Origin of the sequence: Streptomyces sp. NL15-2K, assembly GCF_030551255.1 — a bacterium.
Classification (GTDB): Bacteria; Actinomycetota; Actinomycetes; order Streptomycetales; family Streptomycetaceae; genus Streptomyces.
The window spans coordinates 10,589,125-10,609,327 of sequence record NZ_CP130630.1; the positions used below are offsets into that span (position 1 = coordinate 10,589,125).

Genomic DNA, 20,203 nt, shown 5'->3' on the forward strand with positions numbered 1-20,203 from the left:
CGTACTACACGGCATCCCCCGGCAGGGATCGGCGGGGGACCAGACGCGCCGCACCTGGAGGGTCGTCCGTTGTTCAGCATCACCGTCCGCGATCACATCATGATCGCCCACAGCTTCCGCGGCGAGGTCTTCGGGCCCGCGCAGCGCCTGCACGGAGCGACGTTCCTCGTGGACGCCACATTCCGGCGCGAACAGCTGGACGACGACAACATCGTCGTCGACATCGGACTGGCAACTCAGGAACTGGGAGCCGTAGTCAGCGAGCTGAACTACCGCAACCTCGACAACGAGCCCGACTTCGCCGGAATCAACACCTCCACGGAGTTCCTGGCCAAGGTCATCGCCGACCGCCTCGCCGAGCGCGTCCACAAGGGTGCGCTGGGCGAGGGCGCCAAGGGCCTGGCGGGCCTCACCGTCACCCTGCACGAGTCGCACGTCGCCTGGGCGAGTTACGAGCGTGCCCTGTGACCGACGTGACCCTGGAAAAGGTGGAGCAGACGGCGCCCAACGGCATGGAGCAGCGGCTCGCCTACGTGCCCGTGCAGCACTCCGCCCTGAAGAACGCCGAGATCATCCCCATGTCGCTGAGTTCCGTGCACTTCGTCATGCCGGGCGGCGTCGACGACCCGAGCGCGCCCAGCGGCGGCAACGCCTACGACCGGCGCGTGAGTCTGGACCTGCCGGGCTTCGGCTGGCAGGTGCACCAGCACGCCGTGCCCGGCGAGTGGCCCCGCCCGGGGGTCGCCGCCCGTACGGAACTCGCCCGTGTCCTGGCCAACCTGCCGGACGACACGGTCGTCCTGCTCGACGGGCTGGTCGCCTGCGGTGTCCCCGAGATCATCGTCCCCGAGGCGGAGCGGCTGCGGCTCGTCGTCCTCGTCCACCTGCCGCTCGGCGACGAGACGGGACTGGAGCCGGCGCTGGCGGCGGAACTGGACGCCAAGGAGCGGGCCGTCCTGCGGGCCGTGCCCGCGGTCGTCGCCACCAGCGACTGGGCGGTGCGCCGCCTCGTCTCCCATCACGGGCTCGCCCCCGACCGGGTCCATGTCGCCACGCCCGGCGCCGACATCGCCCCCCTCGCCTCCGGCACCGACGGCGTCTCGCGCCTGCTGTGCGTCGCCGCCGTGACCCCGCGCAAGGGGCAGCACCGGCTGGTGGAGGCTCTCGCCGCGGTGACCGACCTGCCGTGGAGCTGCGTCTGTGTCGGCGGACTGGGGCACGACCCGCAGTATGTGGCCGGACTCCAGGTCCTGATCCGGAAGTACGGCCTCCAGGACCGCCTGCACCTCGCGGGCCCGCAGGCCGGCGCCCAACTCGACGCCAGCTACGCCGCCGCCGACCTCATGGTCCTCGCCTCCTACGCCGAGACCTACGGCATGGCGGTGACGGAGGCACTGGCGCGCGGCATCCCGGTGCTCGCCACGGACGTCGGGGGCGTCGCGGAGGCGGTCGGCCGCGCCCCCGACGGCGGCGTGCCCGGCATTCTCGTCCCGCCGGAGGACCCCGCCGCCCTCGCCGCCGAACTGCGCGGCTGGTTCGGCGAGGCGGACGTACGGCGCCGCTTGAAGGCGGCCGCACGAGGCCGACGGGCCGCCCTGGGGGGTTGGGCGGCCACGGCCCGCAGTCTGGCCGGAGTACTGGGCCGACTGCCGAACGAACCCAGGAGGGCGGCATGAGGAAGATGGCGATGACACAGCACGCGGGCAGGATTCCGGCCCAGCCCGGGCCGCGGGAAGCCGCCGAGTCGACGGAGACCTTGGCGTCCCGTACCGAGTCGACGCAAACCGTCGTGGCGGGCGCCGAGTCGGCCGCAGCCTGGATGGCCGGTGCCGAGCCGGTGGAAACCGAAACCGTCATCCCCGGCGCCGGCCCCATCCTCCGCGCCGGCGAGCGGCCCACCGTACGACTGCGGGACGCGGGCCCCGACGACCCGCCGCGCTACGCCCCGGAGTGGCTGGAGCTGCGGGAGGGCGCCGACGCGGCCGCGCGGGCGCCGGAGCTGCTCGATCCGCTGCGGATCCGGCTCGCCAATCTGCCGGGACGGGCCGACGGGGTGGTCGTGCACGACCTGGGCTGCGGCACGGGTTCGATGGGCCGCTGGCTGGCCTCCCGCCTGGACGGCCCCCAGCACTGGATCCTGCACGACCGCGATCCCTACCTGCTCCACTTCGCCGCTGTCGCCTCCCCGCGCTCGTCCGCCGACGGCAGCCGGGTCACGGTGGAGACCCGGCGCGGTGACGTCGCCCGGCTCACCCCCGACGCCCTGGCCGGCGCCTCGCTGGTGACGGCCTCCGCGCTGCTCGATGTCCTCACCCGCGAGGAGATCCACGCTCTCGCCGCCGCCTGCACCGGCGCCGGCTGCCCGGCCCTGCTGACGCTCTCCGTGGCCGGCCGCGTGGAACTGACCCCGTCCGACCCGCTGGACGAGGAGATCGCCGAGGCGTTCAACGAGCATCAGCGCCGGGACGGACTGCTGGGCCCGGACGCCGTCAACGTGGCGTGCGAGGCCTTCTCCGAACGCGGTGCGACCGTACGGCTGCACCCGAGCCCCTGGCGGCTCGGCCCCGCCGAGTCCGTGCTGACGGCACAGTGGCTGCGCGGCTGGGTCGGCGCGGCCGTCGAACAGCGCCCCGAGTTGAAGGCCCGCGCGGAACGGTATCTGCGGGAGCGACTCGAAGCCTGCGCGGCGGGGGAGCTGAGGGTCGTGGTCCACCACAGCGACCTGCTCGCGCTGTCCCGGCCCACGGGCGGGGCGTCATGAGCGTGGAGACGGTGCGGGCGTGGGTCGTGCGGCCCGACGCGGACCAGCGGGTGAGCCGCGTGCGGTCCGCCGTGCCGCTCGTCCCGCACGGACAGAAGAAGGTGGCCCGCACCGACGCGGCCGTCTCCGAGGCCCGGATCGGCGTGATCGTGTCCGAGGCCCGTACGGACGCCGCCCCGGAGGCATCCCGGGTCCGCGCCGTTCTGCGCACGCTCCTGGCGCGCGTCAACTCCCGCGCCGTACGTACCCACTTCGGCACCGTCGCCGGCGTCGCCATCCTCGCCGTACTGCTGTGGCGCATGGGCACCGGCGTCTTCGTGGACGGGCTGCGGCGGATCGACGGACCTACGCTGCTGGTGGCGCTCGGCGTCGGCCTGGTCACCACCGTGTTCAGCGCCTGGCGCTGGCAGTTGGTGGCCCGGGGCCTGAAGATCCGGCTGCCGCTCGGCCCGGCCGTGGCCGACTACTACCGCGCGCTGTTCCTGAACGCGGCCCTGCCCGGCGGTGTCCTCGGCGACGTCCACCGGGCGGTACGGCACGGGCAGAGCGCCGGCGACCTCGGCCGAGGTGTCCGCTCGGTCGTCCTCGAACGGGCCGCGGGACAGGCCGTGCTGGCCGTCGTCGGCGTGGCGGTGCTGCTGACCATGCCGTCGCCCGTGCTGGCCGACACCCGGCAGCTCGCCCCGCTGGTCGGTCTCGCCGCGCTGGGTGCGCTCGCGGTCGTCGCGGCCCTGCGGATGAACCGGACGCCCTCCCGCCGGGGACGGGCCCTGCGCGCGAGTCTCGGCGAGGCCCGCGAGGGCCTGCTGTCCCGCCGGAACTGGCCGGGCGTCGCCCTCTCCTCGGCCGTCGTCCTCTCAGGCCACCTCGCGATGTTCGTCGTAGCCGCCCGGGTCGCCGGATCCGCCGCCTCCGCCGCCGTCCTGCTGCCGCTCGCGGTCCTCGCGCTGCTCGCCATGAGCCTGCCGCTGAACGTCGGCGGCTGGGGACCCCGCGAGGGCGTCACCGCCTGGGCGTTCGGCGCCGCCGGCCTGGGCGCGAGCAGCGGACTGGCGGTCGCCGTGGTGTACGGCGTGCTCAGCTTCGTGGCGAGTCTGCCGGGGGCCGTCGTCCTGGTCGCCCGCTGGTACACGGGCCTGCGCGGCGCCGGCGCCGGGGCCCGGGCCGTCGTGACGGACCCGGAACCCCGCTTGGCACCGGACGGTCACTGCTCGGGCGTCGAAGTGAGCAGCGAGAAATACGACTCGAAGGAATCGGCGAGGCTCGCCAGCAGTTCCTTCCCCTTTTCCGCGGATCCCAGGGAAGGACGGCCAATGACGCCCGAATCGGTATAGGCGGACATTCCGGCGGTGAGTAGATGACGGCGGTCGTCCGCGACGAAATCGGCGGACTCATAACCGGGTCGGACCAATTCGGGATGGGCGTGCAGAAGGATGGAGGTCTCGATTTCCCCCGCGTGCATGTCGGTCAGTAGCGAGGTCGCGACACCGGCCCGCTCCCGCGCCGCCTCCCAGTCCTCCGGGGCCGGGAAGAGCGCCATCCGCTCACCACGCGCGGAGGACTCCTGGACGACATTGCCCAGGACGTAGTTCCCGCCGTGCCCGTTGACCACGACCAGGGCCTCGACGCCCGACCGGCGCAGCGACGCCGCTATGTCCCGTACCACCGCGTGAAGGGTCACGGAGGAGATGCTGACGGTTCCCGGCCAGTCCGCGTGCTCGTGCGAGCAGGCGATGGTCACCGGAGGAAGGAGGTGCACGGGGTACGCGGCGGCGATCTCCCGTGCGACGGCGCAGGCGACGAGCGTGTCGGTCGCCAGCGGGAGGTACGGGCCGTGCTGCTCGAAGCTGCCGACCGGAAGAACGGCCACCTGCGTTGAGACGCCCGCCGCGCGCGTCCGTACGTCTTCCGTAGTGTCCGCCGGCACCAGACCGTATGCCGCCGACCGTATTCCCGAACCACTCATCTTTCCACGGCCTTTCGTCTCTGCTTAGGAACCAGATCATGACAGATAAAATTGGCGTGCTCGGCAAGAAGTCGCCACAGCGCACCGGCGTGGAGCGCGTGGTGAATGCCCCGCTGCCCACCGTGTACGGGAATTTCCAGGCGGTCGGCTACCTCGACCACGATCGCGGTGACGAGCAAGTCGCCCTGGTCTACGGTGACATCGCCACGGACGGCGTCCTGACCCGGCTGCATTCCGAGTGCCTGACCGGCGACGCCTTCGGATCCCAGCACTGCGAGTGCGGCGACCAGCTCGACTCCGCACTGCGCGCCGTGGTCGCCGAAGGCAGCGGTGTCGTCGTCTACCTCAGAGGGCACGAGGGGCGGGGCATCGGCCTGCTCGCCAAGCTGCGGGCGATGGCCCTGCAGGCGGAGGGTCTGGACACGGTCGAGGCGAACCTGGCGCTCGGCCTGCCGGTGGACGCCCGCGACTACGGCGTCGCCGCGGGGATCCTGCGTGACCTGGGCGTGAACTCCGTACGCCTGATGTCCAACAACCCGCGCAAGCGCGAGGCGTTGCTGCGGCACGGCATCCAGGTCGCCGAGCAGGTGCCGCTGCTGATACAGCCGTGCGAGAGCAACATCACCTATCTGCGCACGAAGCGGGAGCGGTTGGACCACCACCTGCCCCATCTGGACGCGGTGGCACACCTGTCCTGATGGCCGGTCGTCGCCGTCCCGGAGGGCGGATCGGTCTCCTCGTGGCCGGGCCGGGCTGCGAGGAGACGGCGCGGTCGTCCGCGGCCTGTGCCCGGGCCGCGTACCCTTCGTGGACGTCAGCCCCTTGAGCGCCGGCCGGTTCGCGGCCGACGCCCCGCGCCCGGAGGCCAACCTGGTATGACCGAGCTTCATTTGTGGCTGCGCCATGAGGCCCGTACCACCGAGCGGCGCACCCCGATCGTGCCGTCCGACGCCCGGCGGCTCGTCGACAGCGGAGTGACACTCACCGTCGAGGAGTCCCCGCAGCGGATCTTCCCGATCGAGGAGTACGAGGCGGCCGGCTGCCGGGTAGCTCCGGCGGGCTCCTGGGTGTCGGCGCCGGCCGACGCCGTCGTCCTCGGACTGAAGGAACTCCCCGACGAGCCGGCCCAGTTGCAACACCGGCACATCTTCTTCGGGCACGCCTTCAAGCGGCAGCCGGGAGCGGCCGAGCTGCTCGGGCGGTTCGCCGCCGGGGGAGGGGCGCTGTTCGACCTCGAGTACCTCGTGGACGATTCCGGGCGCAGGCTCGCCGCTTTCGGTTTCTGGGCGGGGTATCTGGGCGCCGCTCTGGCCGTGCTCCAGCACCGGGGCAGGCTCGTCGCGCCGCTGACGCCCACGGTTCAGGAGGAGCTGGACGAGCTTCTCCGACCGGCCGCCGGGGACGAGGAGTTCACGGCGCTGGTGATCGGCGCCCTGGGCCGCAGCGGCCGGGGTGCGCGCCTGGCCTTCCACACCGCCGGCCTCGAGCCGACGTGCTGGGACCTCGCCGAGACCCGCGACCTGGACCGTCGGGCCCTGCTGGACCACGACGTGATGGTGAACGCGGTGCTCGCCATCACCCCGGTCCCGCCCTTCCTCCGGGAGGAGGACCTCGACGACCCGGCCGGCCGGCTGCGCACCCTGTGCGACGTCACCTGCGACGTCGGCTCGCCCCTGAACGTGCTGCCCGTCTACGACCGCACCACCGACTGGGACGAGCCGGCGAGGCGCCTGCGCAAGGAGCCCCCGCTGGACCTCATCGCCATCGACAACCTGCCGTCCCTGCTGCCCCTGGAGTCCAGCACCGGTTTCTCGGTATCGCTGCTGCCCCAGCTGCTGGAGTTCGGTGTCGGCGGGCCGTGGGGGCGCTGTCTCGACCGGTTCCATCGGGCCTGCCGTGAACTCGGCATCGTGGAAGGGGAGTCCCGCCATGACTGACCTGGTTCCCGCGAGTGGCACCGTGCACTGGATCGGCGCCGGACTGTCCACCGGCAGCGGTCTGGCCCGGCTGTGCGAGACGGCCGGGCGGGTACGGCTGTGGCACCGCACCGAGGAACGCGCCGCCGAGGCCCTCGACCGGCTGGACCTGGCCGGACGCGCCGAGCCCCGCGCGTACACGCTCGACGCGCTGACGGCCGAACTGGCGCCCGGGGACGTGGTCGTGTCGATGCTGCCCGCCCCGGAGCACGCCGCGATCCTCGCCGCCTGCCTGCGGAAGAAGGCGCACTTCGCCTGCTCCAGCTATGTGTCGGACGCGGTATTGGAGCAGGTGCCCGTGGCCGTGAAGGCCGGCATCGTCGTCCTCACCGAGGCCGGCCTCGACCCGGGCATCGACCACCTCTTCGCCCACAGCCTCGTCGCCCGCGCCCGGGAGGCGATCGGCGACGGTACGGCGGCCTCGTACGGCCTCACCTCCTACTGCGGCGGCGTCCCCGCCGTACCCAACGCCTTCAGGTACCGCTTCAGCTGGGCACCCGCCGGAGTCCTGAACGCCCTGCGCTCGCCCGCCCGTTACCTCGAGGACGGCCGCGAGACCACCGCCGACCGGCCCTGGGAGGCGACCCGGCGGCACGTCGTCGAAGGCGAGGTCTTCGAGGTCTACCCCAACCGCGACAGCGTGCCCTTCGTCGCGCAGTACGGCCTGCCGCCCGCCTGGGGGGCGCGGACCTTCGTGCGCGGCACCCTGCGTCTGGAGGGCTGGCTGCGGGCCTGGGAGGACGTCTTCGCGGAGCTGCGCACCGGCGACGACGCCCGGATCGCCGCGCTGGCGGAGGAACTGGCGGCGAAGTACCCCACCACGGACGCCGACCGCGACCGGGTCGTCCTCGCCGTGTCGCTGGACGTGCGCGACGGGGCGGGGAAGGAGTGGTCGGGCGGCTACCTCCTGGACCTGGTGGGCGACGAGGAGGAGAGCGCGATGGCCCGCTGTGTCTCCCGCACGCTCGCACTCGGCGTCCGGCACGTCCTGGAGGGCTCGCTGCCGCCGGGCCTGAACCGCGCCGCCGAGACCGCGGCCCGGTCCGAGGAGTGGCTCGGCGAACTCGCCCGCGAGAGAGTCCACTTCACGCTCCGGGTCGATCAGTAGGCCGGCCGGACTCCGGGGCGGCGGTCCAGTTGCGCCGAGATCACCCACAGCAGGCACAGGTCGAAGACCAGCTCGGTGACCGACGCGAACTGGTTGATCGTGAACTTGAATATCTGCCCGAACAGGATGTCCGTGAGGAGCGCGGCCCGCAGCAGCCGGAACGCCGCCGTCCGGTCGGCGCGCAGGCGCATCAAGCCGGCGACCCCGAGGACGGTCGAGGCCATCGCGCTCACCAGCACGCCGATCAGGGCGCCCCGCTGCGGCTCGCCCGCCAGTTCACCGCCGAGGGCTCCGGCGGTCAGCCAGCCGGTGAACAGCATCGCCTCGGTCAGCACGCAGAGCACGGTGAGCGTGAGCACCAGCCAGTGGCCCGCCGCCCGCCGCAGCACCTCTTTGGCCCGGGCCGCCTTGGGGCGCCACCGCGCCGAGATGCCCGGGCGGCGCTCCGGCACGGTGGCCAGCAGCCGTACCAGCGCCGCGTCCACCTCGCGATGGGAGCCCTCCACCAGGTCCATCGCCGACTGCCGCTGTCCGGCGGTGAGCCCCGAGGCGATGCCCGTGAGCGCGAGGTCGGCGGCGTGGGCGGTGCGCTGCTCCGCGGTGAGCTCGGTGCGGCGGCGCAGCAGCTGGGTGAGCAGCAGGAGCAGGGCGAAGGTTCCGTAGATGATTCCCGCGGCCGGCCGGTAGAAGTAGCCCGGCTCGTCGGTGACCTGCTTGCCGACCTCGTCGATGAAGAGCCCGAAACCCACCCCGCTCACGCCCGCGCAGACGAGGCGTGCCGGGCGCCCGAGGAAGCCGAGCGCGAGCAGGGTCGCGGCCATCATCAGCAGGCCTCCCCACAGCATGTGGGCGATGTGCAGCTGACTGCCGTCGCCCCCGCCGAGCTTGGGGTACCCCGCCAGCGCCAGGAAGGCGCGGGTGACGAGGACGGCGGCGATGCCGGACAGCGCGAACAGCCTGAGGTGGGCGGCCGCCCCGGTGGCCCTGACGAGTCGTCCCCTGCTCAGCATCATGTCCCCCCTGTGCCCCCGTCCGGCGGACGGCCGCACTCCGAGCAGCCGTCCGCGCGCTCGCCTTCCAGGCTGGCACGACCGGGGCCCGTGACTGATCGGGGATTTCCCTGAGATGTCCCCGAGCGATCCCGGAGGTCCGGACAAGAGATGGCCGACGGCCTGACAGACGGCCTGACAGACGGCCTGACAGACGGCCTGACAGACGGCCTGGCCGACCCCTTGGCCGACGAACAGTGTCGACGGCCTAGCCGGCGACCGCCTCGTGCACCAGCCGCTTGAGGTCCGGGAAGATCGTGTGCGAACTCTTGGGCCGTACCTGCGTCATGAACTGCACGGTCAGGTCGCGGCTCGGGTCGACCCAGAACGTCGTCGTCGCCACGCCGCTCCAGCCGTACGTGCCCAGGCCCGAGGGCGCCTGGGTGCGGGCCGGGTCGATCACCACCGAGACGCCGAGGCCGAAGCCGACGCCCTCGTTGCCCGGCTCGTCGTGCGCGGGCTTGCTGCCGAAAGCGCGCAGGTCGGCGCCGCCGGGGAGGTGGTTGGACGTCATCAGGTCCACCGTCTCCGGGGCGAGAAGCCGGGTGCCGTCGAGCTCGCCGCGGCGGCGTAGCAGCTCCATGAAGCGGTGGATGTCGTGGGCGGAGGCCACCATCCCACCGCTGCCCGACAGGAAGCGGGGCCGGCCGCGCAGCGGGAGACCGGGGATCGGCTCGATGCCGCCGCCGTCGGCGTCGCCGTACAACTCGGCGAGTCGGCCCGCCTGTTCGTCGGTGACGCGGAACCCGGCGTCGGTCATCCCGAGAGGGCCGAAGATCCGCTCGGCGCAGAAGGTGTCGAGGGGCTGCCCGGACACCACCTCGATCACCCGGCCGAGCACGTTGGAGGCGACCGAGTAGTTCCACTGTGTGCCCGGCTCGAACTGCAGCGGCAGGCTGGCGTACACGTCGACCGTGTGCGCCAGGTCCGATCCCGGCACCACCGACGACTCCAGGTTCGCCTCGCGGTAGAGGGCGTCCACGGGGTGGGTGTGGTAGAAGGCGAAGGTCAGGCCCGCGGTGTGGGTCATCAGGTGCCGTACGAGTATCGGTCCGGTGGCCGGGCGGGTCACGATGTCGGCGCCGGAGCCGCTGACGTACACCCGCGGCTCGGCGAAGGCCGGGAGGTGGCGGTCGACCGGGTCGTCCAGCGACAGCCGGCCCTCCTCCAACAGCATCAGCGCGGCGACGGCGGTGACCGGCTTGGTCATGGAGTAGATCCGCCACAGCGTGTCGGTCTCGACGGGGAGCCCGGCGGCGATGTCACGGCGGCCGTGCGTAGTGAGGTGGGCGACGCGTCCGCCGCGGGAGACGGCCACGAGGAAGCCGGGCAGGCGGCCTTCGTCGACGTAGTGGGCGAAGTGCTGGTCGAGGCGGTCCAGTGCCTTCGAATCCAGCCCGACCGCACCCGGGTCCACCTCTTGCCGCAGTTGTGCCATCGTTCTCCTCCGTCGCGTTCGTCGAGGTGCGGTCCGACATACCCCGCCGGAACGGCCTCAGACATCATCGTCGCGCAAGGGCAGCAGGAACAGATGAGCGGTCCCCCGTATCGAATTGATCGTCGATCGCTCCGGCATCACGCTCCGGCGGCGCCCCGCAGGCCATGGCATCGACCGGGGCCACCGCGGCGAGGACCGTGAGCGGCAGCCCTGCGGCAGCCCCCGGCCGCCGGCGGGCCCCATGAGCACGGGTCGCCGAGGGCACGCCGACCGTCGGGCCGACGTCCGTCGTGGTCTGCTGCCATCCGCCCGGCAGGCCGGCCGCCTCGACACCCTGTGCGGTACGACGACGGGGGCACTCCCGCCATCACCGTGCCCACCCCGGCCCCCACCAGCGCGAATCCGGCGCAGAACGCCAGCGTGCCCGATGCCCGGGCGAGCACCAGGATCCCGAGGCCGAGTCCGAGGACGGCCATGGCCCACCCGCCGATGGTGGAATACACCGCTCGGCGCCCGAGTTGATCGAGCATGACTCAGGACGCGCTGCTCCGACTGCTCTCCGAAGGCCACGGCGGGGTGCTCGTCACCCTCAAGCGCGACGGCCGGCCCCAACTGTCGAACGTGAGCCACGGCTATGACCCGGACCAGCGGATCATCCGGGTCTCCCTCACCGACGACCGCGCCAAGACCCGCAATCTGCGCCGGGATCCGCGCGCGTCGTACCACGTGACCAGCCCCGACCGGCGGGCCTACACCGTAGTCGAGGGCACAGCCGACCTCTCGCCCGTCGCGCGGGATCCGCATGACGAGACGGTGGAGGAGCTCATCCGTCTCTACCGCGACGTCGTGGGCGAGCACCCGGACTGGGACGACTACCGGGCCGCGATGGTCCGCGACCGCCGGCTGGTGCTGCGGTTGAAGGTGGAACGGGCGTACGGGATCCCCGCGGGGGCCAATAGCGGATGAGGTCCTCCTGCCTGTTGGCGCCGACGGTGCTCTGGTGACGCCGCCGACCACTCCGCGCCCGCCATCGCCGCGTTCCACCGGGAGCGGCATCAGGTCGTAGGGCTCGGGACGCAGGGCGGATGACCGATGGTCCCGGCGCTCGTGGGCTGCCTACGCTGCCGAGCAGATCACCGCCGGCGAGGACGCCATGAGGAGGGGCACCATGCCCGTCAACGGTCGCAGCCACATCCGTATCGCCCGCCCGTCCAGCGACCTGGCCGCGGCCGAGCGCTTCTGGGGCGAGGGGCTCGGGCTGAGCGTCGTATGGCGGGCCGAGGGCGGGTCCGGACCCGGCGAGCACGATCTGCTGATGCTGGGTTGGCCGGACGCGGACTGGCATCTGGAGCTGGTCCACGAGGCAGCGCAGCCCGTCGAGCCCCGGCCCACCGAGGAGGACCTCCTGGTGATCTACGTCGACGGCCCGGTGCCGGACGACCTGGTCGCCCGGCTGGAGGCGCACGGCGGCAAGCGGGTGGCGTCGCCCAACCCCTACTGGAACCGGTGGGGCGTCACGATCGAGGACCCGGACGGGTACCGGCTGGTGCTCTGCGAGCGGGCGTGGTCCAACGCGTGACGGTACGGCGGCGGCCGGAGCGGGACGGTACGGCGGTCCAGGTGCGACGGCGCGGCGGCGGTTCAGGCGGTACGGCGAGACGGCACGGCCCTCGCGTCCATGACGGCTGCGAGGGACCGTGACGGCTGCCAGGGACCGTGAGGTGAGCAGGCGCGGCGGGGTCAGGCCGTCACCCTCTCCGGCTGCCGCGCCGGGTGGGGCGGGCGCTCGCCGAGTTCCTCCGTCGGGACCCTGTGGGTCTCGCGGGCGGAGAGGACCGCGATCACCGGCGGTACGCACAGGGCCGCGGTGAACAGGGCCACCGCCATCCAGCGTCGCCGTCCGGACCCGCGATCTGCGCGGCGAAGGTGACCGCGAAACCCGCCACGGCGAAGCCGATCTGGGTGCCGATCGCCATGCCCGACAGCCGGACCCGGGTGGCGAACATCTCGCCGTAGAAGGACGGCCACACGCCGTTCGCGGCGCTGTAGACGACACCGAAGGCGACGATGCCCAGGAGCAGGGTCAGCGGGTAGGAGCCCGTCGAGATCGCCCACAGGTAGACGAACATCGCCACCGCGCTGCCCGCCGCGCCGATCAGATACACCGGGCGCCGGCCGATGCGGTCCGACAGCGTGGCCCACAGCGGGATCGCGACGAGTGCGACGAGGTTGGCGAGCGCGCCCACCCACAGCATGGACGAGCGGGACACCCCGACCGAGTCGCTGGTCGCGTACGCCAGCGCCCAGACCGTGAAGATCGTGCTGACCGAGGCGATGAGCGCGCCCGCGATCACCCGCAGTACGTCCCGCCAGTGCTCGCGCATCAGGATCGCCAGCGGCAGCCTGGCGACGCCCTCGTCGGAGGCCTGCTGGGCGAAGGCCGGGGTCTCGTCGAGAGTGCGGCGGATGACGTAGCCGACGACGGCGACCGCGACGCTCAGCCAGAACGGCACCCGCCAGCCCCAGGACATCAACTGGTCCTCGGGCAGCGCGGCGACGGGGATGAAGACCAGCGTGGCGAGCAGCTGGCCGCCCTGGGTGCCGCTGAGCGTGAAACTGGTGAAGAAGCCCCGCCGGTGCGCCGGCGCGTGTTCCAGCGTCATGGAGTTGGCGCTGGCCTGCTCACCGGCCGCCGAGATGCCCTGCAGCACCCGGCACAGGACGAGCAGGACCGGGGCGAGGGTGCCGACCTGGGCACGGGTGGGCAGACAGCCGATGAGGAACGTCGACAGGCCCATCAGGATCAGCGTGAAGACCATGATCTTCTTGCGGCCGACCTTGTCGCCGAAGTGCCCGAGGAAGAGCGCACCGACGGGACGGGCCGTGTACGCGACGCCGAACGTGGCCAGCGACAGCAGGGTCGCGGTGGCCGGATCGGACTCGTCGAAGAAGACCTCGGGAAAGATCAGCGCGGCGGCGCTGCCGTAGATGAAGAAGTCGTAGTACTCCAGGGCGCTGCCGATCCAGGCCGCCGTGGCGGCTTTTTTCGGCTGGCCGGGCGGTGCGGCGGGGACGGACACGGCGTGCTCCTTCGGGGGAACCCCACCCTAGGTGGAGTGAGCGGAGGGGAGAGGGCCGGATCGCGGCTAATTAACCCACTGGGTAGTTAGTAGCGGTGGGGTGGGATGTTGCGCCGACGTTTCCCGGGTGTCAAGAGGTCGCGCCGAGGGATCTTCCGGTACGGGGGCGGGGTCTCAGTAGGCCGCGCGGTCCGCCGTCAGGTAGGCGATCACCATGTCGCCGAGCATCGCGCGGTAGTGCTCGCGCTGCGCGGGATCCACCAGGTCACGGCCGAACAGGGCGCCGAAGGTGTGCCGGTTGGCGACCCGGAAGAAGCAGAACGAACTGATCATCGCGTGCAGGTCGACCGCATCGACGTCGGCCGTGAACAGCCCCGACTTCCGCCCCGACTCCAGGATCCGGCGGATCACGTCGAGGGCGGGCGAGCCGATCTTCCCGAGCTTCGCCGAGGCCGCGATGTGCTCCGCCCCGTGGATGTTCTCGATGCTCACCAGACGGATGAAGTCCGGGTGCTGCTCGTGGTGGTCGAAAGTGAGCTCCGCCAGCCGCCGGATGGCCGCGACCGGGTCCAGGTGGTCGACGTCGAGCCGCTGCTCGGCCTCGCGGATCACGGCGTAGGCCCGCTCCAGCACGGCCGTGAACAGCTGCTCCTTGCCACCGAAGTAGTAGTAGATCATCCGCTTCGTGGTACGGGTGCGGGCGGCGATCTCGTCGACCCGGGCCCCGTCGTAACCGGCCCGGGCGAACTCCTGGGTCGCCATGTCGAGAATCTCGGCCTGGGTGCGGGCGGCGTCACGGATGCGCCCGTTCGGTCGTGCCGGTTCTTCGACGCTGGTCATCGGGTTCCTTCGGGCGAGGGGCCAGTGCCGAGATTGTAGAAGCCGGCGCGCATCGCGTTCCCGGAGAGGCCTTCCCCCTGCAGCTGCTTTGCTGCTATAGGTAACGTACCAGTTCGTACATTAGTGAGCCGATCAGGAGGCCCCTCAGTGCTGTCCAAGGACTCGTATCTCGTCGGACTGATCGGTTCCGGCATCGGCCCGTCGCTCAGTCCGGCGCTGCACGAGCGGGAGGCCGACCGCCAGGGCCTGCGCTATCTGTACCGGATCATCGACATCGACACCCTCGGCGTCCCGGCCGAGGCGGTGGGCGATCTGGTGCGGGCCGCCCGCGACCTGGGCTTCGACGGTCTCAACATCACGCACCCGTGCAAGCAGCACGTGATCCGGCACTTGGACGCCCTGGCCCCGCAGGCGGAAGCGCTGGGCGCGGTCAACACCGTCGTCTTCGAGGACGGTCGCGCGGTCGGCCACAACACCGACGTCACCGGCTTCGCCGCCTCCTTCGCGCGCGGCCTGCCCGACGTGCCGCTGGAGCGGGTGGTGCAGCTGGGCGCCGGAGGCGCGGGCGCGGCCGTGGCGCACGCCATGCTCACCCTCGGCGCTGAACGGGTCACCGTCGTCGACGCGCTGCCCGAGCAGGCCGTCGCCCTCGCAGACTCCCTCAACCGCCACTTCGGGGAGGGCAGGGCGCTCTCCGCCACCCCTGACCGGCTGGCGGACCTGCTCGCGCACGCCGACGGCCTCGGCGGCCTGGTGCACGCCACTCCCACCGGCATGGCCGCCCACCCCGGCCTGCCCCTGCCAGCCGAACTGCTCCACCCCGGCCTGTGGATCGCCGAGGTGGTCTACCGCCCCCTGGAGACCGAGCTGCTGCGCACCGCCCGCGCGCTCGGCTGCGCCACCCTCGACGGCGGAGGCATGGCCGTCTTCCAGGCCCTGGACGCGTTCCGCCTGTTCACCGGCCGGGAACCCGACAGCGCCCGGATGCTCGCGGACTTCACCGAGCTGACCGGGACCGGGGCCGTAGGGGCCCAGCAGTAGCCCGCGATCAGTCCGCGAACAGCCCGCTGGCAAGGCGCCTGAAGAGAACCGCAAGCAAGGGGCCTGAAGAGAAACAGAGGTACCGACGTGCGTACGTCCATCGCCACCGTCTCCCTCAGCGGATCCCTCACCGAGAAGCTCACGGCCGCCTCCCGGGCCGGCTTCGACGGCGTCGAGATCTTCGAGAACGACCTGCTCGCCAGCCCCCTCGGCCCCGAGGAGATCCGCGCCCGCTGCGCCGACCTCGGCCTCACCGTCGACCTCTACCAGCCGATGCGGGACATCGAGGCAGTGGGGGAGGAGGAGTTCGCCCGCAACCTGCGGCGCGCCCGGCACAAGTTCGAGCTGATGGGCAGGCTCGGCGCCGACACCGTCCTGGTCTGCTCCAGCGTCTCCCCGCATGCCGTGGACGACGACGCGCTGGCGGCCGAGCAGCTGAGCCGACTCGCCGACCTGGCACAGGACTTCGGTATCCGTGTCGCCTACGAGGCGCTCGCCTGGGGCCGGCACGTCAGTACGTACGACCACGCCTGGCACATCGTCGAGACGGCCGGCCATCCGGCGCTCGGCACCTGTCTGGACAGTTTCCACATCCTCTCGCGGGGCTCCGACGTCAAGGGCATCGAAGACATCCCCGGCGAGAAGATCTTCTTCCTCCAACTGGCAGACGCCCCACTGCTCGCGATGGACGTCCTGCAGTGGAGCCGCCACTACCGTTGCTTCCCGGGCCAGGGCGGATTCGATATAGCGGATCTCGTACGCCGTGTATTGCATACCGGATATGGTGGTCCGCTTTCCTTGGAGATCTTCAACGACGTCTTCCGCCAGGCGGAGGCCGGCCCCACGGCCGTCGACGCCCGGCGCTCCCTCCTCGTCCTCCAGGAGACGGTGGGCGTGGCCGCGCCACCCGCGCCGGTCGTCCCCACGGGCGTCGCCTTCGCGGAACTTGTCACGCCGGACGCGGACCCCGTCTCGGCGGTCCTCGGCGCGCTGGGCTTCGCCCGCACGGCCCGGCACCGCAGCAAACCCGTCGACCTGTGGCAGTGGGGCGAGGCCCGCGTCCTGGTCAACACCGGGGCGGCCGTACGCCGTGACGGCACCCAACTCGCCGCGATCGGGCTCGAGTCACCGGACCCGACGGCCGCCGCCCGCCTCGCCGAGGCCCTGCTGGCCCCCGTGCTGCCGCGCCGCCGTGCCCCGGAGGACGCCCCGCTGGACGCCGTGGCGGCGCCCGACGGCACGGAACTGTTCTTCTGCGCCACAGACCGCCCCGAACTCCCCAACTGGCGGGCGGACTTCGAGGACGTGAAGAAAGGGGCCGTAAAGGATGAGGCCGTAAAGGATGACGTCGTCAAAGATGAGGCCGTCGAGGATGCGGAGCACCCGCCCGCCGCGGCGGAGACGGCCCGCATCGACCACCTCGCCCTCACCCAGCCCTGGCACCACTTCGACGAGGCGACCCTCTTCCACCGCAGTGTGCTCGGCCTCGACGCCCAGGAGAGCGTGGACGTCGCCGACCCCTACGGCCTGCTGCGCAGCCGCGCCGTCACGAACGCCGACGGCAGCGTCCGCATCGCCCTCACCGTCGGCGCGGCGCCGACCGACGACACCGTCCACGCTCAGCACATCGCGCTGGCCACCGACGACGTGGTCGCCGCGGCCCGCCGCTTCGTCGCGGCCGGCGGCCGCCTGCTGCCGATCCCCGCGAACTACTACGACGACCTCGCGGCCCGGTACGAGTTCGCCGACGGCGAGCTGGAGACGTACCGCGAACTCGGCATCCTCTACGACCGGGACGCCCACGGCGAGTTCCGCCACTGCTACACCCGCACCGTCGGCCGCGTCTTCTTCGAACTCCTCCAGCGCGACGGCGACTACCGCGGCTACGGCGCCCGGAACGCCCCCGTACGCCTCGCGGCCCAGCACGCCGTCAAGCGGCTCACTGGCGGCTGACGGTCCGGGTCACGCCGGCGAAGACCGTCGTGGCCAGGATCCAGCCGGCGATGACGAGGGCGTACGACAGCGTCTGGTACCAGCCCTCCGGGGCGAACGCCCCCTCCTGACCGAAGGAGATCACCGGCAGCAGCAGGTCGAGCGTGAAGAACACCGGGTTGAAGTCCGGGGCCTCGGAAGGCTTGAGCGGGCGGGGGTGGTGCAGCGCGTACGCGACCGAGCCGACGGCGAGCAGGGACAGCAGCCAGCCGCACGCCCGAAGCGGGCGGAAGCCGTAGCCGACGGTGGCGTCCTGGACGTGGCCCCACAGACGGCCGTACCAGGGCAGCGTGCCTCGGTGGCGGCGCTGCTTGGCGAGCTGGACGAGCCGGGCCGCGTCGTCGTCGCCGATGCGCCGGTATGCGGCGGTCAACTGCTCGTAGGCGTGCGGGACATAGCCGTCGCCGTCGCGCTCCAGCATGGGCAGGCGGCGCTCGGCGGGTTCGTGCGGGGTGAGGGAGGTGTAGACGAGGCTGTTGAGCAGCATCCGGTCCGGCACCATGTCCGGTTCCAGGAACAGCACGTCGATCTGGGCGCGGCGCAGATTGAGGAAGCCGTCCGGAGGCGGTCCCTTGCGCAGCCAGAGTTCACCGATGGTGCAGCTGGTGGCGCGCAAGGTGGCGCCCTCGGGGTTCGACAGGCGCGCGTACGACAGGTCGAGGCGGCCGGTGACGCGGGCGCCGCGCAGGCCGATCCAGCCGCGTACGTGGGTGTTCCGCAGCGAGAGGTCGCCGTTCACGGTGAGGGTCTGTGCGTCGAGGGCGATCTGGCCCGGGTGGGTGAGGTGCGCGCCTCTGAGATCGACCGATCCGTTCACGGTCGCCCCGTTGAGCCGTATCTCGCCGTGTGCGCGCAGCTCCGTCGCCCGCAAGTCGTCCTCGATCAACGCCTGGTTGAGCTTGAGTACGGGGTGCGAGTCGTCCTGCGCGGTCAGTTCCGTGCGGTCCAGGAACAGGGCACCGGATATCTGCGCGCCGCTCAGCTGGATCCGCCCGCGCACCCGGCAGTCCGACAGCTGCACCACGCCGTCGACCCGCGCGCTGCCGAGGTCCAGGGCCGGGAGCACGGAGCCGCGCAGGCTGAGTCTGCGCAGCTGGATGCCGTACAGGTCGGGCGGGTCGGTGAAATGGCAGTGGGTCAGGCGGACCGGGTGGTCGACGACGGCGTGGGTGAGGTCGAGCGCGCCGGTGATCCGTGCGCCTATGACCCTCAGGGCGGCGATCTCCCCGTCCTCCTGGGGCGCGCTGACCAGCAGCGCCCTCAGCACCGAGGCGCGCAGTGTCCGTTCCGGTCCCCAGTCCGCCCCCGCCGCGCAGTCCTCGTCCGCGGTGGTACGGAAGTCCACCGCCTGCCCGCAGGGAAAGGCGCGCCACACCTGCGCCTCGGCCGGCGTCAGCTCGTTGATCTCCATCAGCGGGGACTCTGACGCGGTGGCCGGAGGCTGTCAACTCGCCCCCGGCCGTGATGCGTTACGTCCGGCTGTTCCATTCCACGATCGCCGGTCGACCGTGTTCTGTAGACAGTCGACTGACTGTTCCCGTCGCGAGCTGGAACAGTCGACCGTCGGCCGGCGCCAGCCCCAGCCGACGGGCCGTGAGCACCCGCAGGAAGTGGCCGTGGGCCACGAGGATCACGTCCCCGTCGAGCAGCGCCGCCTCCACCCGGGACAGCACCCGGTCGGCACGACGCCCCACCTGCTCGGGCGATTCGCCGGGGTGTCCCTCCGGGCCGGGCGGAACGCCATCGGTCCACAGGTACCAGTCGGGGCGGGTGCGGTGGATGTCGACGGTGGTGACGCCCTCGTAGGCGCCGTAGTCCCACTCGTGCAGGTCGGGGTCCGTCACGACCCCGGTCAGGCCCGCCAGTTCGGCGGTCCGTCTGGCGCGGACCAGCGGGCTGGTCAGCGCGAGCGCGAAGGTCCGGCCGGCCAGGAGCGGAGCGAGGAACTTGGCCTGTTCCTCACCGCGCTGGGTGAGGGGCAGGTCGGTCCAGCTGGTGTGCTGTCCCGACGCGCTCCACTCCGTCTCGCCGTGGCGGACCAGCAGCAGATCCCCCACGGCGCGCCTACTCCTTCGCCGACTCGACGGCGTGCCCGCCGAACTGGTTGCGCAAGGCCGCGACCATCTTCATCTGCGGGGAGTCGTCCTGGCGGGACGCGAACCGCGCGAAGAGCGAGGCGGTGATGGCCGGCAGCGGCACCGCGTTGTCGATGGCGGCCTCGACGGTCCAGCGGCCCTCGCCGGAGTCCTCCGCGTACCCGCGCAGCTTCTGAAGGTGCTCGTCCTCGTCGAGGGCGTTCACGGCGAGGTCGAGCAGCCAGGAGCGGATGACCGTGCCCTCCTGCCAGGAGCGGAACACCTCCCGGACGTCCGTCACGGAGTCGACCTTCTCCAGGAGCTCCCAGCCCTCGGCGTAGGCCTGCATCATCGCGTACTCGATGCCGTTGTGGACCATCTTGGAGAAGTGTCCCGCGCCGACCTTGCCGGCGTGGACATAGCCGTACGGCCCGTCCGGCTTGAGCGCCTCGAAGATCGGCTGGAGCCGGTCGACGTGTTCCTTGTCGCCGCCGACCATCAGGGCGTAGCCGTTCTGCAGGCCCCACACGCCGCCGGAGACGCCCGCGTCGACGAAGCCGATGCCCTTGGTGCCGAGTTCCTCGGCGTGCTTCTCGTCGTCGGTCCAGCGGGAGTTGCCGCCGTCGACGACCGTGTCGCCGGGCGACAGCAGGCCGCCGAGTTCGTCGACGACGGACTGGGTCGGGGCGCCGGCCGGGACCATCACCCAGACCGTGCGCGGGGCTTCGAGCTTGTCGACCAGTTCGGCCAGGCTGGCGACGTCGGAGAGCTCGGGGTTGCGGTCGTAGCCGATGACGGTGTGGCCGGCGCGGCGGATCCGCTCGCGCATGTTGCCGCCCATCTTGCCGAGGCCGATGAGTCCCAACTGCATGTCAAT

Annotated in this window: 17 protein-coding genes and 3 pseudogenes; 12 read left to right on the plus strand and 8 right to left on the minus strand. The window is 71.9% G+C overall.

Going from position 1 to position 20,203, the window contains the following annotated elements; all coding sequences use genetic code 11:
- The first annotated feature begins 69 nt into the window (after positions 1–69).
- From Q4V64_RS46240 to Q4V64_RS46255, 4 genes and pseudogenes are all read left to right on the plus strand, one after another.
- Positions 70–468 (plus strand): 6-carboxytetrahydropterin synthase, encoded by a 399-nt coding sequence (locus tag Q4V64_RS46240; protein WP_030662610.1) that lies wholly within the window; start codon positions 70–72, stop codon positions 466–468.
- Complete coding sequence (locus tag Q4V64_RS46245) at positions 465–1,676, plus strand: glycosyltransferase family 4 protein (RefSeq protein WP_172629019.1); 1,212 nt, start codon at positions 465–467, stop codon at positions 1,674–1,676. Before Q4V64_RS46240 ends, Q4V64_RS46245 begins: the two co-directional genes overlap by 4 nt.
- Positions 1,673–2,761 carry a class I SAM-dependent methyltransferase gene (locus tag Q4V64_RS46250; protein ID WP_124437719.1) on the plus strand — a complete coding sequence of 363 codons (1,089 nt, stop codon included), beginning with the start codon at positions 1,673–1,675 and terminating at the stop codon, positions 2,759–2,761. Before Q4V64_RS46245 ends, Q4V64_RS46250 begins: the two co-directional genes overlap by 4 nt.
- Positions 2,762–3,060: 299 nt before the next feature.
- Positions 3,061–3,804 (plus strand): annotated as a pseudogene (locus Q4V64_RS46255) (lysylphosphatidylglycerol synthase domain-containing protein); the annotation flags it as partial.
- Positions 3,805–3,965: 161 nt separating this feature from the next.
- Here the strand turns inward: Q4V64_RS46255 and Q4V64_RS46260 are convergent.
- Positions 3,966–4,727 carry a creatininase family protein gene (locus Q4V64_RS46260; RefSeq protein WP_124437717.1) on the minus strand — a complete coding sequence of 254 codons (762 nt, stop codon included), beginning with the start codon at positions 4,725–4,727 and terminating at the stop codon, positions 3,966–3,968.
- A 38-nt stretch (positions 4,728–4,765) separates the two neighbouring features.
- On the opposite strand from Q4V64_RS46260, the gene ribA reads away from it, so the two are divergent.
- From ribA to Q4V64_RS46275, 4 genes and pseudogenes are all read left to right on the plus strand, one after another.
- Entirely contained in the window at positions 4,766–5,425 is a 660-nt protein-coding gene (gene ribA, locus Q4V64_RS46265) for a GTP cyclohydrolase II (protein WP_124437716.1), read from the plus strand.
- Positions 5,426–5,480: 55 nt separating this feature from the next.
- Positions 5,481–5,606, plus strand: a pseudogene (locus tag Q4V64_RS55760) (FAD-binding oxidoreductase); the annotation flags it as partial.
- On the plus strand, positions 5,603–6,664 hold the full coding sequence (locus tag Q4V64_RS46270) for a saccharopine dehydrogenase (RefSeq protein ID WP_124437715.1): 1,062 nt from the start codon (positions 5,603–5,605) through the stop codon (positions 6,662–6,664). The pseudogene Q4V64_RS55760 and the gene Q4V64_RS46270, both read left to right, overlap by 4 nt.
- Entirely contained in the window at positions 6,657–7,811 is a 1,155-nt protein-coding gene (locus tag Q4V64_RS46275) for a saccharopine dehydrogenase family protein (protein ID WP_124437714.1), read from the plus strand. Before Q4V64_RS46270 ends, Q4V64_RS46275 begins: the two co-directional genes overlap by 8 nt.
- Here the strand turns inward: Q4V64_RS46275 and Q4V64_RS46280 are convergent.
- The gene (locus Q4V64_RS46280; RefSeq protein ID WP_124437713.1) at positions 7,805–8,824 is read right to left on the minus strand and encodes a hypothetical protein; all 1,020 of its coding nucleotides are present in this window, start codon (positions 8,822–8,824) and stop codon (positions 7,805–7,807) included. The genes Q4V64_RS46275 and Q4V64_RS46280 overlap by 7 nt on opposite strands.
- A gap of 244 nt (positions 8,825–9,068) precedes the next feature.
- Complete coding sequence (locus Q4V64_RS46285; protein ID WP_124437712.1) at positions 9,069–10,298, minus strand: serine hydrolase domain-containing protein; 1,230 nt, start codon at positions 10,296–10,298, stop codon at positions 9,069–9,071.
- A gap of 528 nt (positions 10,299–10,826) precedes the next feature.
- On the opposite strand from Q4V64_RS46285, the gene Q4V64_RS46290 reads away from it, so the two are divergent.
- Both Q4V64_RS46290 and Q4V64_RS46295 read left to right on the plus strand, forming a co-directional pair.
- On the plus strand, positions 10,827–11,264 hold the full coding sequence (locus Q4V64_RS46290; protein WP_124437711.1) for a PPOX class F420-dependent oxidoreductase: 438 nt from the start codon (positions 10,827–10,829) through the stop codon (positions 11,262–11,264).
- Positions 11,265–11,466: 202 nt separating this feature from the next.
- Positions 11,467–11,877, plus strand: a complete 411-nt coding sequence (locus Q4V64_RS46295; RefSeq protein WP_124437710.1) for a VOC family protein — start codon at positions 11,467–11,469, stop codon at positions 11,875–11,877.
- 161 nt (positions 11,878–12,038) lie between these two features.
- On the opposite strand, the pseudogene Q4V64_RS46300 reads toward Q4V64_RS46295, so the two are convergent.
- Positions 12,039–13,378: pseudogene (locus Q4V64_RS46300) on the minus strand (MFS transporter).
- A gap of 174 nt (positions 13,379–13,552) precedes the next feature.
- Complete coding sequence (locus Q4V64_RS46305) at positions 13,553–14,218, minus strand: TetR/AcrR family transcriptional regulator (RefSeq protein WP_124437709.1); 666 nt, start codon at positions 14,216–14,218, stop codon at positions 13,553–13,555.
- Positions 14,219–14,368: 150 nt separating this feature from the next.
- Here Q4V64_RS46305 and Q4V64_RS46310 point away from each other — a divergent pair, with 150 nt between their 5' ends.
- Positions 14,369–15,259, plus strand: a complete 891-nt coding sequence (locus tag Q4V64_RS46310) for a shikimate dehydrogenase (protein ID WP_124437735.1) — start codon at positions 14,369–14,371, stop codon at positions 15,257–15,259.
- A gap of 87 nt (positions 15,260–15,346) precedes the next feature.
- Entirely contained in the window at positions 15,347–17,212 is a 1,866-nt protein-coding gene (locus Q4V64_RS46315) for a sugar phosphate isomerase/epimerase and 4-hydroxyphenylpyruvate domain-containing protein (protein ID WP_124437708.1), read from the plus strand.
- On the opposite strand, the gene Q4V64_RS46320 is transcribed toward Q4V64_RS46315, so the two are convergent.
- The 3 genes from Q4V64_RS46320 to gnd are packed head-to-tail and all read right to left on the minus strand — an operon-like array spanning position 17,199 to position 20,197.
- Positions 17,199–18,662 carry a membrane-associated oxidoreductase gene (locus Q4V64_RS46320; RefSeq protein ID WP_124437707.1) on the minus strand — a complete coding sequence of 488 codons (1,464 nt, stop codon included), beginning with the start codon at positions 18,660–18,662 and terminating at the stop codon, positions 17,199–17,201. The two genes, Q4V64_RS46315 and Q4V64_RS46320, sit on opposite strands and share 14 nt — an antisense overlap.
- 58 nt (positions 18,663–18,720) lie before the next feature.
- A complete protein-coding gene (locus Q4V64_RS46325; RefSeq protein WP_124437706.1) occupies positions 18,721–19,308 on the minus strand; it encodes a histidine phosphatase family protein in 588 nt (195 codons plus the stop codon).
- Between the two features lie 7 nt (positions 19,309–19,315).
- Positions 19,316–20,197: a phosphogluconate dehydrogenase (NAD(+)-dependent, decarboxylating) gene (gnd, locus tag Q4V64_RS46330; protein ID WP_124437705.1), complete on the minus strand. Its 882-nt coding sequence runs from the start codon at positions 20,195–20,197 to the stop codon at positions 19,316–19,318.
- Positions 20,198–20,203: the final 6 nt, after the last annotated feature.